The organism is Anaerococcoides asporogena (genome assembly GCF_029590275.1).
Taxonomy (GTDB): domain Bacteria; phylum Bacillota; class Clostridia; order Clostridiales; family Clostridiaceae; genus JG1575.
Window position 1 is genome coordinate 1,134,553 of the sequence record NZ_CP120965.1, and the last position, 18,337, is coordinate 1,152,889.

Below are 18,337 nucleotides of genomic sequence, written 5' to 3' on the forward strand. Positions count from 1 at the left end.
GTCTTTTCAGCAACAGAACAGCCTGGAACGGTGGAGCGTGTCTGAAGCACTCCATCGTTTTTCTGTCTCGTACCAGGCATAAAATGAAGGATTAGGATAAGGAGAAGGGAATGAATCAATTATTCAAACGGGATGTGCCCAAAGGGGCCAGGATTTTAGCGGGGGTTATTTTAGTCATTAACCTGTTCCTCGTAGCAGGCGTGCTGCTGTTTCTGAGGGACCCGGAGCTGATCCGGGAATCCATGAAGGGCATGGCGTTATTTACCGAAGAGGAACTTCAGGCACTGAGGGCAGAAATACCCATGCAGCTCGTTATGAGCGGGATGGTGATTATCGGACTTTTGCTTATTATATTCAAGAATACCTGGGGTTATATCCTTTATGCGATTCCGCCGGTCATAACCGCATTCCAAAGCCTGCTTATGGGAGATTTGGGAGGGGTTGGGCAGAGCCTTCTCGGAGTTGTGGTGATGGGACTTTTGATCTTTCTGCCCAGAAGAGAGCCGCTCCGAATGGAGCGTCAGGAGAACGCCTCCAATTACAGCTACAACATACCGCCCAGGCCGGAAGGGCTTCCCAAGGATGACTCAACAGAGAGCGAAAGAGATCTTTCGCTGTCGGCTGATGATCAGGATAAGGCATAAGCTTATTCGGGAGGATTTATCTGACTGGAAATCCTCCGAATCTCCGTTGTGGTGAAGGAACCATATCGCAACCGCCGGGAGAGAACTCCCGGCGGTTGTGTGAATTCAACTGCAAAACCAATTTTAACCAATACAACATGGAGTATCGTTAAAAATAATGTTAATCATTTCTATGGACGAATATCTCAAGTCAAGTGGTGAACTTATTTTCTTGGATCTTAAGTCCAACCTAATAAGTTCTAAATCTGTTGTAGCAAAGCCTTTATCCTGAGCTAATAGAACTTTCGATCCAGACTCTTTGACTGTAAGATAAGTACTTTCATCATGAGATTCCATCTCTCCATCATTTTGATGAATGAATCATCATTTTAGATTTTGCCTCCTGGGGTTATTAACAGGTTTCTTCACCTCTCCTTACAGTTTAAAGTTATCCCTTTTTAACTCCTTCAAACGATAGCCCAATATATTAGGGATCCAGCCATTAAACTGCTGTCATTAGGAGAAAACAACGCAGCTAATAGAAAAATCAAAATAAAGGTAAATAATGAGATAATTAAATATTTCATATTAAACTCCTCTCACTGTAAATTAATTTAATGCTTTGCTTAAATCAACCGAACTAATGATAAAAATAGGTATAATTAGTAAAAATATCCATGAGCACATCTAACCCAGCACCGAATGAAACCTTTCCATCGGAAAAAGATGCCCCAATTCCAGTTACGCCAAAGATTTTATGAGCATAGCCAGCAACAACGTTACTTGTACCCCTACCATGAGCCTCGATTATGGCTACATATGTGATTTTCTTAGCATCATAGCTAATTCTTTCCCCTGGTATATATCTACTCGTACTAAAAGCTCTTGAGACTCCAATGTTTGGACTTACATCTTTTAATGTTCCAACAGGATATCGAACATAACCATTTGTAAATTCGACTTTCATAGAGTCGCTTATTAGCGTATGTCCCCCTCCCCATGCAATAGCTAGCAAATCAGTCATGGTTTGTAAAGTGGTGGTTTTCCAAGTAGTTAATGTATAAATTTTATATCTAGATTCAGATATATGTGATACGGCAATGTAAAGGCTCATTTTCTGAGGCCTAATTTCTCCAGAATACCCTAGCGGACCATATTCGCTTCCAGTATAGTTCGTTGAAGAAGTAGGGCTACAAAATGAATGGTCTACCTTATTGATTGAGACAATTTTATCTAGAGGAATCTCTTCTGAGAACTCCTTATCTAGAGTGTCCATTTCACTATAAAACGATTTATCTTGTCCAGATAAAAACGTGGTGGTGTTAGCATAAGCTTTTGAAGATAGAGGGGCACTAAATAACATCATTAAACAAATAAATAATCAAATAAATAAACACAGACTTTTCCGAAGTTGCTCCTTGATCTTGGTATCTTTAATCTCGCAGGCTTTGAATTCAATCGGATATTCAGTATTATTTCCTTGGTCAAAACTGGGGTTTGGCTGGAAAGGCTGCGGGACCTTTGATCAATCAGATTTTTTGCGGGGTTATTTATCTGACGACGGTTACAGTATAATGAAAGTGAAATGGTGCAAATTATCACCAGGTGATTAACAACCATTGCTGATCAAGTGCTAATTGACGATCAAGAACCATTGATTTCAATTTACAGTATCCAAATATATTCCCGGGCAGACTCCAGCCGACCGATCGATCGAGAGAGGCCCATCCCAGGAGGGGAACTCAGTGAATAATTTCTTTCAAAAACTTGGAAAATCCTTTATGCTGCCAGTTTCGATCCTGCCGGTCATCTCCATCCTGTTCGGCCTGGGCTTTGCTCTGGATTACCGCGGATGGGGCCAGAACAGCATTGTGGCTGCCATTCTGATTAAGGCAGGCGGCGCTCTCATTGAAAATATACCCCTGCTTTTTGCCGTCGGGATCCCGGTGGGCATGTCGAAGGATCGGGATGGGGCGGCGGCGCTGTCCGGGCTGGCCGGCTTTCTGGTGCTGCGCAATCTGCTGAGCCCCGAGTCCGTCGCCATGTACCGCAAAATCACGGTGGCGGAAGTGAATCCGGCCTTTGGCCGGATCGATAATGTATTTATCGGAATCCTGGTCGGAATTCTGGCCGCTCTCCTCTATGACCGGTTCAGCCGCAAGGAATTGCCGGCAGCTCTGTCCTTTTTCTCAGGGCGACGCCTGGTGCCAATCCTGACCGTTCTGTCCAGCGTTGTTCTGGCCGGAATCCTCTATGTCCTGTGGCCGATTCTGTTCGGCGGGCTGGTTGAGGTGGGTACCGCCATCCAGGGGATGGGAGCTCTCGGTGCAGGCATTTATGGCTTCCTGAACCGGCTGCTGATCCCGACCGGTCTGCATCACGCGCTGAATGCCGTTTTCTGGTTTGATACCATCGGCATCAATGATCTGGGCAATTTCTGGGCATCCCACGGAATCCAGGGAATTACCGGCCGCTATATGGGCGGCTACTTCCCCATCATGATGTTTGGACTGCCCGGAGCGGCCCTGGCCATGTATCACACAGCCCGGCCCGAGCGCAAGAAAGTCGTGGGATCCATGCTTCTGGCCGGCTCCATTTCTGCCTTCGTCACGGGACTGACGGAACCCATTGAGTTCCTGTTTATGTTTCTCTCGCCGCTGCTGTATCTGGTGCACTCCCTGCTGACCGGGGTATCGCTGTTTCTGTCTGCCTTCATGCAGTGGACTGCGGGATTCAACTTTTCAGCCGGCCTCATCGACTGGTTCTTCTCTACCTTCATGCCGCTGGCGAATCAGCCCGTCATGCTTCTGGTCCAGGGACTGGCTTTCTTTGTGATCTACTATGTGGTCTTCCGCTGGTTCATTCTGAAGTTCAATCTCCAGACGCCCGGACGGGAAGCCGATTCCGCCGAGGATCATCCCGGTGCCGTGTCCGCTGGGGAGAAGAGCATGTCTGCCCCGAACTCGGAGGCATTGTCCGGAAGCAGTCTCTATCAGCAGACGGCCCGCAGGATATATCAGGGCCTGGGGGGCTCGGCCAATGTCGTGGCCTTTGACAGCTGTGCCACCCGTGTTCGGGTAGAGGTGCGGGATTCCGGTCAGATTGATCAGGAATTGATCCGTTCTGCCGGCATTACCAATGTGTTGATCAATGGACCCAGGAATGTCCAGGTCATTGTCGGGCCAAAGGTCCAGTTTGTGGCAGATGCCATGCATGAGGTGGCGCAGGAGACGAATGCTGAGTAAGTCGCTCCGGCGGATCCCTTTTGCGGGGGAAAGAACCCTGAAAGGGCATGGACTCTGTATTTTCTGCGATTTCTGTTGAAATCCGGCGCTGTTCGGTGTATAAATAGAAATACAGGGGATGTTAACTCAGCTGGGAGAGTGTTGCCGTCACATGGCAAAAGTCGTAGGTTCGAGTCCTATACATCCCACCACCGGACTTCAGGTCAAGCCTGAAGTCTTTCCTTTTGCCCCTGGGCTGGATCCGGATCTGCGGGAAAATCCAGCGGGCTTTGCCAGATTGATGGTCTGAGTGGTTTTTTGCGGCACGCTTTTAATTTTTTGCGTGGCTGTGATACTATATTCTTATTGATTGACCGGGTTGTGTGGAACCCGGCAGGAGGAGGGACACCAACATGACAGTATTTGAAGAACTGACCCGAAGAGGGTATATTAAGCAGCTGACGCACCCGGAAGAGATTAAGAATCTGCTGGAAAAGGACAAGGTTGTCTTCTACATTGGCTTTGACCCCACGGCGGATTCGCTGCATGTGGGTCACTTCATCGCGCTGATGTTCATGGCCCACATGCAGCGGGCCGGTCACGTTCCGATTGCCCTGCTGGGGGCAGCCACTGCCATGATCGGAGATCCTTCGGGCAAAACGGACATGCGCAGCATGATGACTAGGGAAACCATTGACAACAACGCGGAATGCATGAAGAAGCAGATGGAAAGGCTCATCGACTTCTCCGAAGGCCGTGCCATCATGGATAACAATGCCAACTGGCTCTTCGATCTCAACTACATTGATTTCCTGCGTGATGTCGGCGTGCATTTCTCCGTGAACAACATGCTGCGGGCAGATTCCATCCGGCTGCGGCTGGAACGTGGCCTGTCCTTCCTTGAATTCAACTATATGCTGATGCAGAGCTACGATTTCCTTGTGCTCCATCAGAAATACAACTGCATCATGCAGCTGGGCGGCGATGACCAGTGGTCCAACATGCTGGGCGGAATGGATCTGATCCGGCGCAAGGAAGGCAAAGATGCCTTTGCCATGACCTGCACGCTTCTGACCAACTCAGAGGGGCAGAAAATGGGCAAGACCGTCAACGGCGCGCTCTGGCTGGATAAAAATAAAACATCGGGCCATGATTTCTACCAGTACTGGCGGAATGTGGATGATGCGGATGTCATCAAGTGCCTGAAACTTCTGACCTTCTACCCCATTGAAGAGATCGAGCGGATGGAGCGGGAATGGACCGGCCAGCAGCTCAATGAAGCCAAGCGGATACTTGCCTTTGAGGTCACCAGTCTGATTCATGGCAAAGAAGAGGCCCAGGCGGTTGAAAAAGCGGCTCAAGCCCTGTTTGGCAGCGGCAGTGATCTTTCGGCTGTCCCTCAGATTCCCGTGTCAGCGGCTGATATTGGGCGGACACTGCTCGATATTCTGACCGAGCACGGGGTATTCCCGAGCAAGTCAGAGGGCCGGCGCAACATCGAGCAGGGCGGAGTGACCCTCAATGATGAAAAGATCAGCGATGTTAACCGGACGCTGAACGAAACAGACCTGACGGAAGGCGATGCCATGGTGCGCAAGGGCAAGAAAAAGTTCTACCGCATGGTACGGACTGAGGGCTAGTTCTTGGCACTGTATGCAATCAGCGACCTGCATCTCTCCTTCACCGACGACAAGCCGATGGATGTCTTCGGAGAGGTATGGGTCAATCATGATGAACGAATTCGCGCCAACTGGCTGGCCAAGATCCGGGAAGAAGACACAGTCCTCCTGGGTGGCGACCTGTCCTGGTCCATGACGCTGCAGGAAGCGGTCAAGGAGCTGGATTTCATTGCCGCGCTGCCCGGCCGCAAGATCGCCATCAAGGGCAACCATGACTACTGGTGGAGTTCCATTACCAAACTCAATGGAATGTACGACAACATTTCGTTTATCCAGAATAATTTCTTCACCTGGGAAAATACGGCCATCTGCGGCACTCGCGGCTGGGTCTGCCAGGGCTCAGAGAAATTCACGGAAGCGGACGCGCCGATTTACCGCAGAGAGGGGATCCGTCTCGAAAACAGCCTGAAGGCCGCCCGGGCCGCCGGATACCAAGATATCATTGCTATGATTCACTATCCGCCGATGAACGAATACGGTCAGGACTCGGTGTTTACCGATCTGATGGAACAGTATGGCGTGCGCAAGGTCATTTACGGGCATCTGCATGGACAGGCGCTGAAGAATGTTTTTCAGGGCTTACGAAATGGCGTGGAGTATATCATGACTTCCGGCGATTTTATTCAGTTTGATCCCGTACTTATTGAAAAAGGAATCGAATAAACCGTGATTTATCTGTGAAATCATAAAAAGTAAACAACCGTGAGAACGGTTGTTTACTTTTAAACGAATATATCGTAAAATCTTGATGAATGAATCATCGTAAAAATTCGATATAAAAGGGGGACGCATGGAGCCAATATTTCACGAGTATGAAGACACGGCTGCTTTGTTGAAGAGTATCGCCCATCCGGTGCGAATCTGCATCATCATGGGACTGGAGCGAAAAGGTTACTGCAATGTCACGGATATGAAATGCGGACTGGATCTGCCGCAGTCCACGGTATCAACCCACCTGGGCATCCTGCGGGATGCAGGGGTCGTTGAAACGCTGCGCAAAGGCACTGAGATCTATTACCAGTTGAAAGATCAGAGGATCATCGAAATACTGCATACCTTAGGAGTTAAGAATCATGAGTAAGAAAATTTTAATTGTCGGCGGCGTCGCCGGCGGAGCAACTTCGGCCACTCGTCTGCGCCGACTGGATGAAACCGCGTCCATCATCATGTTTGAGCGCGGCCCCTATGTCAGTTTCGCCAACTGCGGCCTGCCTTACCATATCGGTGAAGTGATCAAGGAACGCAGCAACCTGGTTGTCACCACCAAGGAAGCCCTGTGGAACCGCTACCGCATCGATGTTCGAACCGAAACCGAAGTGATCGCAGTTCATCCCGAATCAAAGGAAGTAACCGTACGGGCCAAGGACGGCTCGGAGTATAAGGAAAGCTATGATGAGCTGATCCTGTCACCCGGCGCCATGCCGCTGACTCCGCCCATTCCCGGAATCAACCACGAACTGGTGAAGAGCCTGCGCAACATTCCGGACATGGACAAGATCAAGGAAATCGTGGACGGCGGAGCCAAGTCCTGCGCCGTCATCGGCGGCGGCTTCATCGGCATTGAAGTAGCGGAGAACCTGATTCATCGCGGTTTGAACGTCACTCTGATCGAAGCCGCGCCGCACATTCTGGCACCCCTTGATACCGAGATCAGCATGATCTGCGAGAAGGAGATGCGGGATAACGGCATTGAGCTGATCATCAATGACGGAGTCAAGAGCTTTACTGAAATCAGCGGCCGCATTCGGACAGAAACTGCCTCCGGCCGTCAGATCGATGCCGATTTTGTGGTTGCAGCCATCGGAGTCCGTCCGGACACCGCTTTCCTGAAAGAATCAGGAATTGAGCTGAACCCAAGAGGCTACATCAAGGTCAATGAGCGAATGGCGACTTCAGCGGATCATATCTGGGCAGCCGGCGACGCCGTGGAGACGTTTGACTCCGTGACCGGCGGAGCGGCAACCATTGCCCTGGCAGGACCGGCTAACCGGCAGGCCCGCATCATCGCTGACAACATTATGGGGATTAACCGGACCTACAAGGGCTCCCAGGGAACCTCCATTCTGCAGATCTTTGACCTGGTGGCTGCTTCCACCGGAAACAACGAGCGGCAGCTCCGCCAAAAGGGCATCGATTACCGGGCTTACTTCGTTCACCCGATGAACCATGCCACCTATTACCCGGGAGCCATGCAGCTCACGGCCAAGATCCTGGTGGATCCTCAGGGCAAGCTCCTGGGCGCACAGGCGGTTGGATACGAAGGCGTCGACAAGTTCATCGACGTACTGGCAGCCGTTCTGTGGATGAAAGGTGACGTCAATGACCTGGCAGATCTGGATCTGGCCTATGCACCGCCGTTCCTGTCGGCCAAATCTCCGGCCAACATGGCTGGCTTCACGGCTCAGAATGACCTGGAGGGACTGGTCAAATCCAGAACCTTCCTGCAGTTTGAATCAGAATACAACAAAGAAACCGACCTCATCATCGATGTCCGGGAAGAAGTGGAATTCGAGCAGCACGCACTGCCCGGCGCCATCAACATTCCCCTGAATTCCCTGCGGGAACGCCTGGGTGAAATTCCGGCAGGCAAGCGCCTGTGGACCTACTGTTCCATTGGTCTGAGAGGCTATACCGCCAACCGGATCCTGACCCAGCACGGCTTTGAAGCCTTTAACCTGGCAGGCGGTACCCGGCTGCTGGCTCTGGGCACGGTAGAAGAAACTCATATCGGCGGCCACAAAGGCAAGCAGGACGTGATGACAACCCATGAAGACGGAACTCAGGTTCTGCCGGAAGAGCATGTCCAGGCTGCCGCTGAAGCTGTCATGGCAGCGGCTGAACCGGTCCGGGTGATTGAAGTCGATGCCTGCGGCCTTTCCTGCCCCGGCCCCCTCATGAAAATGAAGGAGAACATGGACAAGATCAATCCGGGCGAAGTGCTGCACATTAAGGCTTCGGATCCGGGCTTCTATGAAGACGTCAAGGCCTGGGCCCGGCGCACCGGAACCGAAGTGCTGTCTCTGTCAAAGGCAAAAGGCTTCGTCGATGTTCAGTTGAAGAAGGCGGCTTCTCTGGAAGAGTGCATCCTACCGGTGGATCCGACCTGCCAGCAGCCCTCCAAGAATAAGACCCTGGTGGTCTTCTCTGGGGATCTGGACAAGGCCATCGCCTCCTTCATCATTGCCAACGGCGCAGCCGCCATGGGCGGAAAAGTCACGATGTTCTTCACCTTCTGGGGCATCAATGTTCTGCGCAAGTCGACCCCGGTCAGCGTTCAGAAGAACTTCATCGAAAGTCTCTTCGGCCGGATGATGCCGCGCGGCGCTGGCAAGCTGGGACTGTCCAAAATGAACATGGCGGGCATGGGTCCGGCCATGATCAAGAAGATCATGAAGGACAAGAACGTAGACTCCCTGGAATCCTTGATGATGACCGCTCAGAAGAACGGAGTGGAACTGGTTGCCTGCCAGATGTCCATGGACCTTCTGGGCCTGAAGCTGGAAGAACTCATCGACGGCGTCAAAGTCGGCGGCGTGGGCTATTACCTGGGCGACGCCGAGGAATCAGCAGTCAATCTGTTCATCTAAATAACCAGTGACTGCCGCCTCGAAGAGCCCTCGAAGAGCTTTTCAAAGAGCTTCTCAAAGAGCTTCTCGGAGTGAACAAAAGCGGTCATGCCTTGAGATCCCTGACAGCGTGAGACTTACGCTGTCAGGGATCATTGTTTTCTCGGATGCGGGAGCTCGTTCAAGCCTCAGGGATGTCAGGGTCAACTACCGGATGTTTCCGGGACTCTTGAGGTTTCTCCAGGCGACCGCAAGTGCCCGGAAATGGAAAAATACGATGGAAACAGCTGATATCAAAGAAACAACAAACGAACATCACAGTTCGTGAACTATCATCAAGACTCGGGAAATCTGATATAATATACTGGTGGTATGCAAGGCAGGCCTGCCTTGAATTCAGTGAAGAAGAACCTGGAACAGGGATGGGGGATTATGGCAAGAAAAGATTGGGGATCCTTTTATGTACCGTATGAGCAGGCGATCGAGGAACTCAAGATCAAGCTCAGGGGCATTCGCAAGGAATACCGCAAACGAAATGAATACTCGCCCATTGAGTTCATTACGGGGCGGGTGAAGGAACTCTCCAGCATGCTGGAGAAAGCCAATAAATTCAATATTCCGCATGACCGGCTCCGGTTCGAGCTGGAAGACATTGCCGGAATCCGCATCATGGTTCAGTTTGTTGATGACATCTGGACGGTGGTGGAGCTGATCCGCAGCCGGCAGGACATGACCGTGATGTATGAAAAAGATTATGTCACCAACGTCAAGCCCAGCGGCTACCGGTCCTATCATATGGTGCTCAAGTATCCGGTTTACATGGCCGAGGGTGTAGTGGATATTTTGGTAGAAATCCAGATCCGCACCTTGGCAATGAACTTCTGGGCGACAGCGGAGCATTCCCTTAATTACAAATATAAGCAGCAGATTCCGGAAAACATCCGGCAGAAGCTGAAGCTGTCGGCTGAATCTGCCTATCTGCTCGATGAAGTCATGATGGAAATCAAGGATGAAATCAAGGATGCCCAGCTGCTCTTCGAAGTGAAGTCAGATCTGGTGTCCAACATCATGGACCAGATCCTGCTGTTAACCTCCCTGGACCGCGGTCGGGAAGCCTCCAAGCACCAGCTGGCCCTTAACAAGCTGGCTGAAACCGGAAATGTGGATGAACTCCAGCTGCTGCTGGAGGATGTCAGCCGCGATGTGAAGCGGTTCCGTCACTTATAGCAATCAGGCACCGGAACCCCGGTGCTTTTCTTTTCCGTTTCAGGCAATCACTGAGAAAACATCAGGTCCTCGTGATTCCCTGACATAACATCCGGTCCGATGGGCCATGGAACAAACCAAGGTCCAGTGGACAGGCGTAAAAATAATTAAAAAGAAAATAATATGAGATATCAGTAGAGATACCATGAATGAAACCCATTAAGGAATTCATGAAGAAAGCCAAGGAAAATTGATTAGAATATCAAGAAAGAACGATACAAAGAAAGCAGGAAGATAATATGCTGGATGATCAAATCAAAGAAAAGATCCGAACTCAGGCCACGTTCCTCCGGGAGTTGGAAAATCCTTCGGAAGAACTGATGTTGTATGCTGTCGGCAATGCCTGGAACAATCTGAAGTACTTCCAGGATCCTTCGCCGGCGGTGCGGCGGGCAGCCATTGAAAACAAGGGGTGGGCGATTCAGTACATTGCTACGCCGACTCAGGAGGAGCAGCTTCTGGCCGTGTCACGGGATGCGGATGCCATCCAATACATTGCGGATCCGGACTGTGAGGTCCAGGTTCGGGCCGTGGAGCGATCCTGGAATGCCATCCGCTATATTGCCTCGCCCTGCCAGACGGCCAAAGAGCTGGCGGTCAGCCGGAATGAGCAGGCAATTGCCTACATTGGAGGCTTTTCGGCAGAAGAGCTGGAAGGCTATCTGAAGCAGAACATCAATATTTTAAAGTACATTTATGATTCGGTGGAAATGGACGAACTGATCCGGATCCTGACCGAAGTATTCCAGGGGGATGCTGACGCGGTCTACCTGCGGGACTTCATGGAACTGGAAATTCTGGATCTGGACAAAATTGCCTTTGTCGGCGCCAACGGATCGAAATCAACCCGTCAGAAGCTGATGGATTACGTGCTGGGGAGGTAGACACCATGAATTTCATTGAAACTTATCACGCGGTGGAACTGACTCTGGCCGCGGGAGCCGTGCCCCTGATCATCGGAGAGTCCGGCATTGGCAAGACGGCTCTGATCCGGCGCTACTGCCAGGAAATGAACCTGTATCTGGTCAATATCGATGCCAATCTCCTGAAAGAAGGCGAAATCGGGGGTCTTCCCACGGTGGAGAAGGGCCGCACCTTTTACGCGACGCACCACAAGCTGGCTCAGATGGATGAGCTGCTGGAGCGGGGGGATAAGGGCTGCCTGCTGTTCATCGATGAAATTAACCGCTGTGACCATGCGGTGCAGCAGGAACTGATGAATCTGATTTTGAACCGGGAAATCAACGGCTACCATCTGGATGAGCGGGTCATTGTGGCTTCGGCCATGAATCCCTCCGCCCGGATGGAAGATTTCAAGCACACCGAGTATCAGGTGGTTGAAATGGATCCGGCTCAGGAGAACCGTTTCGTCTGGTTCAACATGGATTCCGATGCCAGAGAGTGGATTCTCTGGGGATTGCAGGAAGGCGATATTCACGCCCAGGTCATTGAGTTCATTTCGTCCTTTGACGAATATCTCCATTCCGCTTCGGAGGAAGAATTCATCGAAGCTACCCCGCGCAGCTGGGAGCGCGTATCCGATGCCCTGAAGGTGATGGACCGGAGCACTCATTTTACCCGGGAGACCCTGTATCATTTTGTCCGGGGAAATGTCGGCACCCGAATCGCGCAGGATTTCATGGGCTTTCTGAAAGAAAATGAAAATCCTCTGCTCAAGGCCAGGGACCTGTTCCAGCTGGACCAGGTTACCCAGAGCGTGAAGGATGAAATTGCGCACTCCTCTCATTCCAGGCTCTACATTCTGATGATGAACCTGCTCAAGGAGCTCAAAGGTGAGGTAAGTGATCAGCGCGTCCGGCGCGTATCCCAGATTCTGCTCCTGTATCCCAGGGATCTGAGAATCTCACTGATGAAGGAAATCCGGGAAGTGTATGGCAAAGATCTGTATCCGCTGCTGCGGGAGGATGACCTTTTCCTGGAGGCGTTCTTTGAGTGCTATCGATAAGCGCTATGAGCCTTCCGACCGGTTTGAAACGGCCCGACGGCATCTGCTGCGGGATGTCGTGGCTTATACTGAAGGAAACGGTCTGCGCCAGGGGTTCATGCGGGATTTTTTTGAATACCTGCGCGACATCGATTTTCAGCTGGTGAAAGACGGGGAGGACTTTTATGCCCGGTTCACCCGGGAAATGAAACGAGAGGTGGATTTCAGCCTGACCTGGCCTCTGGCCACGGTGGTCAAGGGCAGTGAAATCCAGCTACTGGTCAATCCGATCTCGTTCTTATTTCTGCGCGAAGCGGAAGCCCGTGCGCTGATCAAGCATGAGGTGCTGCACCTGATTCTGGATCATCATTCGCGGGAACATGCCCTGAAGAACCGCTATTCAAGCCTGGCCATCAACCTGGCCATGGATGTGGCGGTGAACCAGTACATTAAGTTTTTGCCGGCTTTCAGTGAAAAACTCAATTCGGTCAATGCCCGGCTGGAGCTGGATCTAAAATTCAATGAAACGCTGGAGACCTATGCCCGGGACATTGACCGGGCGCTGGCCAGAGACCGCAAAGCGGCTGCCCGGTATCAGAAGGAGCATGGCATCGATTTTTCCAGGGTCCACGATGCCTGGAACCGGGGAAATGACCTGAAAAAGGAGGCTTCCCGCGAAAAACTCAGCGCCATGCTGCGGGAAGCCGGAAAGGGCGGAACGCCGGAGGAACTCAAGAACCTGATTCAGGCTTCCGGGCCGGCGAAGCTGTCCTGGAGCGACGCCCTGCGGCGTGCTCTGATTTCCATGCCGGCGGGCCGGCGCAAGACCATCACCCGGCGCAACCGCCGCCAGCCACACCGGCTGGATCTTAAGGGCGAACTGAGGGATTACGTTCCGGAAGTCATTGTAGCCATCGACATCTCCGCCTCCATTCAGGACCATGACCTTAAACACTTTCTCAGTGAGATCCTTGGGATAACCAAAGCCTATCGCCGCAGTCTGCGGGTCATCGAATGCGATGACAAAATCCAGGCGGATTATCGCATCGCTGCACTGACGGATATCCGCCCCATGACCAGACGCCGGGGCGGCACCGCCTTCTCACCTGTCTTTGAGCGGCTGCGGGATGAGGGCCTGCGCCAGTGCTTCCTGATCTACTTTACCGATGGTCAGGGAGAGGCTGAACTGACGCTCAAGCCGCAGCATCAGGTGCTCTGGATTGTGACCGGCGATTCGCTCAGTGTGAAAAAGCCCTTTGGCCAAGTGATCCGGCTGAATCGGGAGCAGGAAGTCCGCAACGCGACCTTCGGTCTGGAGGCGATGCGGGAACTGCTCCATGAATGGGCCCGTTAACAATCTGGATTCAGCAATGAAACAGAGCCGGCAAAAAAACCAACCGGACCGGGATTGCTCCCGGTCCGGTTGGTTTTTCCATTTATGCTTGGATGATGTTATACGGAGCAGCCGCTGGCGCAGGAAGAGCAGCCTGATGCGGATTCGTCCAGACGCAGAGGTCTTAAGGACATTCCGCCTCCGCCGTTTTCTTCATCGGAGAGGATGGTGAAGCCTTCGTATTCTTCCACCAGTTCCTTTTCCACCACGAAATTGAGTTCCTTCACCAGTTCGGTGGCGTCATTCTCTGTGGGCTCGTCCACCATAAGTCCGAATCTTGGTCCGGAACAGCCAAAGCCGGCCAGGGCGATCCGAACGGTAGTGTCGGTTATATCGTTTGCTGTCAGCAGCTCTCTGAATTCATTGTAAGCTGCATCGCTGATGTTAATCATTGCCATAGTACGTTCTCCTTTTAAATCATAGTGTTTTGATCTGATTTACCATATCATTACGTATTATATCTTTTTTTTGATTACTCTACAAGACGATGAAAAAAAATAAGAGCAGTCGGGGGAACTGCTCTTTCAAGGTAACTGTACTAATCGTGTAAAGGGGGAAATATGAAAATACTAAGTGGCTGCTTACTATCTTCCGTAGTTCCAATATACCATACCACTCCATCTAATGATAGTCATTATCAATAACGAAACGTGAACGAAATGTTAATGTTTAGTGAAGTACTCGGATATGAATGACCGGATTCCTGGGAGAGCAGAATCCATGACCTGTTTCCCTGGTTCCCTGGATCGCATTTCATCCGTACTTGATTGCCTGACTGAAAAGAAACTGAGCCCCTGGGATTGGGGCTCAGTTTCTTACTGATCGGTCGGTTGATCTGTCAGTCGATTCATCGGTTGATCTGTCAGTCGATTCATCGGTTGATCCGTCAGCCGATTCATCGGATCGTTGAACTGCACGACGGCCAGATCAGCCATTGCTGCTGCAGAAGGGGGCTGGCTTCAACCTGTTGAATGGACTGCTATTTGACGACGATATTGACGATCTTGCCTTTGATGACGATGACTTTGACCACGGTCTTGCCTTCCAGGAACTTCTGAACCTTTTCATCTTCCAGAGTTTTGGCTTTGATGGCTTCTTCGGTGTCATCCAGGTGCACCAGGATGGTGGAACGGACTTTGCCGTTGACTTGGATCGCGATTTCCTTTTCCTGGTCAATGGTTTTCGCTTCATCATAGGTTGGCCAGGCGGACTGGGACAGTTCTTCGCCCAGGCTGAACTGTTCATTGAGCTCTTCGGTCAGGTGCGGACAGAAGGGATTGAGCAGATGCAGCAGGGTCCGGTAATCCTTGCGGGTGACGGTGCTCTGTTCATCGATCTCATTCATCAGGATCATCAGGCTGGCGATGGCCGTGTTGAATTTCATTTCATCGATGTCACGGGTCACTTTCTTGATGGTCTTGTGGTATGTTTTTTCCAGGGCGGGGCTATAGCTCTGGCCGTCCCGTACTTTATCGCCGACCTTGACGATCCGGTCGAGGAACCGACGCGAACCGGCTACTCCGTGGTCGTTCCAGGATACTTCCTTTTCATAGTCGCCCATGAACATGATGTAGCAGCGCAGGGTATCCGCGCCGTACTGACGGATGATGTCATCGGGATTGATGACATTCCCCTTGGATTTGCTCATTTTCTCGCCATCGGAACCAAGCACCATGCCATGTGCCACCCGGACGTTGAAGGGTTCTTTGTAGGGAACGAGGCCTTCATTGTAGAGGAACTGATTCCAGAACCGGGCGTACAGCAGATGGCGGGTGGCGTGCTCCATGCCGCCGTTGTACCAGTCAACCTTGCCCCAGTAATTCATGGCTTCTCGGGAGACGAACTCCTGGTCGTTCTTTGGATCCATGTAGCGCAGGAAATACCAGGAGGAACCCGCCCAGTTGGGCATGGTGTCGGTTTCCCGGCGGGCGGATCCGCCGCAGTGCGGGCAGGTGGTATTTACCCAGGAGTCGATGTTGGCCAAGGGGCTTTCACCGTCTTCTGTCGGCTCATATTCGACAATTTCCGGAAGCTCCACCGGAAGCTGGTCATAGGGGACGCTCTGCCAGCCGCAGCTGTCGCAGTAGATCAGTGGAATCGGCTCGCCCCAGAAGCGCTGGCGGGAGAAGACCCAGTCCTGCAGCTTGTAGTTGACTTTCGCCTCACCGGTGCGGTGTTCGACCAGATGGTCCACGATCCGACCGATGGCTTCCTTGCGGTCGGTGATGCCGTTGATCAGAGGTGAATTGACGCTGGCGCCATCCCCGGAATAGGCTTCCTTATCCATGTCGCCGCCGGCAATGACTTCCACGATGGGGACATTGAATTTACGGGCAAATTCCCAGTCTCTCTGATCGTGGCCGGGGACCGCCATGATGGCTCCGGTGCCGTAGCCCATCATGACATAGTCGGAGATAAAGATGGGGAGTTCTTCGCCGCTGACCGGGTTGAGGGCTTTGAGTCCTTTGATTTCCACTCCGGTTTTATCTTTGTTGAGCTGCGTCCGCTCGAATTCGGATTTGTGGGTTGCCTCATGCTGATAGCTGCGGACTTCATCCAGGTTGGTGATCCGCTCCTGGTAGGTTTCGATCATGGGGTGTTCCGGGGCCAGAACCATGAAGGTGACGCCATAGATCGTATCCGGCCGGGTGGTGAAGACCCTCAGTTTTTCGTCCGTTCCGGCGATGGCAAAGTCGATTTCAGCTCCGACGGATTTTCCGATCCAGTTGACCTGCGCCAGTTTAATTTTCTCCTGGAAATGGGTGTCATCCAGACCTTCCAGGAGCTGTTCCGCGTAGCTCTGCATCTTCAGCATCCACTGCGCCTTGGATTTTTGAACGACGGGCGTGCCGCATCGCTCGCAGACTCCGCCGGAGGAATCCTCATTGGACAGACCGGTTTTGCAGGTGGGGCACCAGTTGATGTTTTTCTCCGCCTTGTAGGCCAGGCCGGCTTCAAAGAATTTCAGGAACTGCCACTGGGTCCACTTGTAGTAGTCGGGGTCTGTGGTGGAAAATTCGCGGTCCCATTCAAAGGAAGTACCCATGGACTGAACCTGAGCCTTGAAGGTCCGGATGTTTTCCTCGACGGCCTTTTTCGGATGGATCTTGTTTTTGACGGCATACTGCTCCGCCGGGGCACCGAAGGCATCCCAGCCAATGGGGAACAGGACGTTGTAGCCCATCATTCGTTTCTTGCGCGCCATGACATCCAGTGCCACGTGGCTGCGGCAATGGCCGACGTGGAGGCCGGAGCCGGAGGGATAGGGGAATTCGATCAAGTAGTAGTATTTTTCCTTCTCAGATTGATTGGAGGCACTGAAGGTGTGATTCTCCAGCCAGTGCTTCTGCCATTTTTGTTCGGTTTCACGAATGTTTATCATAAGATCTCCTCCCGGGATTGTTCGTTCGTTCTGCTCGCAAGCAGGCACAGTTTGTGAAGCTGCCATGCTGCTTGATGATTCATCCTTATTTTTCTGTCTGTTGTCTCATGAGGGCGTTTTTGATACTGACTGATCTTTCCACATATGAACTGTTGCACGGTGGCGTGGCTGACCTGTTTTGGCTTGAGAAATAAAAAAGCTCCGTCTCGGATATAGAGACGAAGTCATGCGCGGTACCACTCTAGTTAAACAACAGGGTTGTTTCACTCTATTCCCTTCACGCGGGTTTACGGATCCCCATTGCCTGGGACCATCTCCACCGGCGAGTTCAGGATTTTGGCCACACCCTGTCGCACCGACCCAGGGCTCTCTTTGGTGGTTTCAATTCTTACTGCTCCGATTTCAGCGATGTTGATGATATGGAATCTATCAATGATTATAGCCAATCCCCGGCCATTTCGTCAATGGCTGGCGGGGACTGGCTCTTTCTGAGGGACCAGCCTCATTTTAAAGCGATGTTCATGGCGTTTCGGCGCTTTTCCATGATTTCCGTCATAGTCATGGATGTTGTGTCCGTCATGGCATAACCCAGCAGTTCGACAATTTCGCGCAGCTCTTCCTCGTATTGCGTTTCGATTTCCAGGAGCGGGAAAGGATATTCCCGGTCTTTCACATCATCGATCTCAATGAGGGAGTGTTTGTAGAGATAGCTGATTCGATCCTTGATCAGGATCTTGCGCACGATCAGTCCCAGACCCGTAAAGATGCCGTGGCCAGCCTGTGCATCTTCGATTTTGGTTTCCCGCTCATCCATGATTTTGTACTTTTCCTGAGAAAGCATGGTTTTCAGCGTCATATAGACGGCTTCCCGCTGCGTGATCCGATCTTTGATCTCCCGGATGCGGGCATAGCCTTTTTTGCCGAGCAGGCGCAGATCGGGATAATCATAAATGGTATTGACCTGCGCTTCGTCCTTCACCAGCTCAGCGCCGATTTCGCGGAGTCTGGCCAGGATGGCCGCCTTGTCAATATCCAGAATCTTCACTTCGATTTCGTTCATGGAAGTCCTCCTTGTCCCTGGATGGACCGGTTCGAATACTTACTACCATTCTAGCATTGAAGGAGGATCTTCATTCTGAATATTGTGTGAATTAAAGTGATAAAAAAACGGATCGATGGCGGTCACACTGACCCAGAACCACTGACGGCAAAGGGCGAATCGAGTATAATGAACCTAATACTCATCCATGGAGGTAACG

Annotated in this window: 14 protein-coding genes, 1 tRNA gene and 1 other annotated feature; of the genes, 11 read left to right on the plus strand and 4 right to left on the minus strand. The window is 51.7% G+C overall.

Features of this window, described 5'->3' with window-relative positions; genetic code table 11:
* The first annotated feature begins 110 nt into the window (after positions 1-110).
* Positions 111-644 carry a hypothetical protein gene (locus tag P6M73_RS05410; protein ID WP_277855094.1) on the plus strand — a complete coding sequence of 178 codons (534 nt, stop codon included), beginning with the start codon at positions 111-113 and terminating at the stop codon, positions 642-644.
* A 619-nt stretch (positions 645-1,263) separates the two neighbouring features.
* Here P6M73_RS05410 and P6M73_RS05415 read toward each other — a convergent pair.
* A complete protein-coding gene (locus tag P6M73_RS05415; protein ID WP_277855095.1) occupies positions 1,264-1,989 on the minus strand; it encodes a hypothetical protein in 726 nt (241 codons plus the stop codon).
* A gap of 379 nt (positions 1,990-2,368) precedes the next feature.
* On the opposite strand from P6M73_RS05415, the gene nagE reads away from it, so the two are divergent.
* From nagE to P6M73_RS05465, 10 genes are all read left to right on the plus strand, one after another.
* Positions 2,369-3,868 carry an N-acetylglucosamine-specific PTS transporter subunit IIBC gene (nagE, locus tag P6M73_RS05420; protein WP_277855096.1) on the plus strand — a complete coding sequence of 500 codons (1,500 nt, stop codon included), beginning with the start codon at positions 2,369-2,371 and terminating at the stop codon, positions 3,866-3,868.
* A gap of 115 nt (positions 3,869-3,983) precedes the next feature.
* Positions 3,984-4,059: transfer RNA gene (locus P6M73_RS05425), tRNA-Val, on the plus strand.
* Between the two features lie 201 nt (positions 4,060-4,260).
* Positions 4,261-5,487: a tyrosine--tRNA ligase gene (gene tyrS, locus P6M73_RS05430; RefSeq protein ID WP_277855097.1), complete on the plus strand. Its 1,227-nt coding sequence runs from the start codon at positions 4,261-4,263 to the stop codon at positions 5,485-5,487.
* Between the two features lie 3 nt (positions 5,488-5,490).
* A complete protein-coding gene (locus P6M73_RS05435; RefSeq protein ID WP_277855098.1) occupies positions 5,491-6,189 on the plus strand; it encodes a metallophosphoesterase in 699 nt (232 codons plus the stop codon).
* A gap of 127 nt (positions 6,190-6,316) precedes the next feature.
* Entirely contained in the window at positions 6,317-6,607 is a 291-nt protein-coding gene (locus tag P6M73_RS05440; RefSeq protein WP_277855099.1) for an ArsR/SmtB family transcription factor, read from the plus strand.
* A complete protein-coding gene (locus P6M73_RS05445) occupies positions 6,600-9,113 on the plus strand; it encodes a DsrE/DsrF/DrsH-like family protein (protein ID WP_277855100.1) in 2,514 nt (837 codons plus the stop codon). The genes P6M73_RS05440 and P6M73_RS05445 overlap by 8 nt, the downstream gene beginning before the upstream one ends.
* 411 nt (positions 9,114-9,524) lie before the next feature.
* A complete protein-coding gene (locus P6M73_RS05450) occupies positions 9,525-10,319 on the plus strand; it encodes a GTP pyrophosphokinase (protein ID WP_277855101.1) in 795 nt (264 codons plus the stop codon).
* A gap of 278 nt (positions 10,320-10,597) precedes the next feature.
* Entirely contained in the window at positions 10,598-11,242 is a 645-nt protein-coding gene (locus tag P6M73_RS05455) for a hypothetical protein (protein WP_277855102.1), read from the plus strand.
* Positions 11,243-11,247: 5 nt separating this feature from the next.
* A complete protein-coding gene (locus P6M73_RS05460; RefSeq protein WP_277855103.1) occupies positions 11,248-12,324 on the plus strand; it encodes an ATP-binding protein in 1,077 nt (358 codons plus the stop codon).
* Entirely contained in the window at positions 12,308-13,657 is a 1,350-nt protein-coding gene (locus tag P6M73_RS05465) for a vWA domain-containing protein (protein WP_277855104.1), read from the plus strand. Before P6M73_RS05460 ends, P6M73_RS05465 begins: the two co-directional genes overlap by 17 nt.
* A gap of 98 nt (positions 13,658-13,755) precedes the next feature.
* Here the strand turns inward: P6M73_RS05465 and P6M73_RS05470 are convergent, their stop codons facing one another.
* From P6M73_RS05470 to P6M73_RS05480, 3 genes are all read right to left on the minus strand, one after another.
* Positions 13,756-14,094 (minus strand): HesB-like protein, encoded by a 339-nt coding sequence (locus tag P6M73_RS05470; protein ID WP_277855105.1) that lies wholly within the window; start codon positions 14,092-14,094, stop codon positions 13,756-13,758.
* Between the two features lie 581 nt (positions 14,095-14,675).
* Positions 14,676-17,078, minus strand: coding sequence for a leucine--tRNA ligase (leuS, locus tag P6M73_RS05475; RefSeq protein ID WP_277855106.1), 2,403 nt, complete (start codon positions 17,076-17,078; stop codon positions 14,676-14,678).
* 211 nt (positions 17,079-17,289) lie between these two features.
* Positions 17,290-17,493: a binding site (T-box leader), on the minus strand.
* 87 nt (positions 17,494-17,580) lie between these two features.
* Positions 17,581-18,138 (minus strand): class IV adenylate cyclase, encoded by a 558-nt coding sequence (locus P6M73_RS05480; RefSeq protein ID WP_277855107.1) that lies wholly within the window; start codon positions 18,136-18,138, stop codon positions 17,581-17,583.
* Positions 18,139-18,337 lie beyond the last annotated feature (199 nt).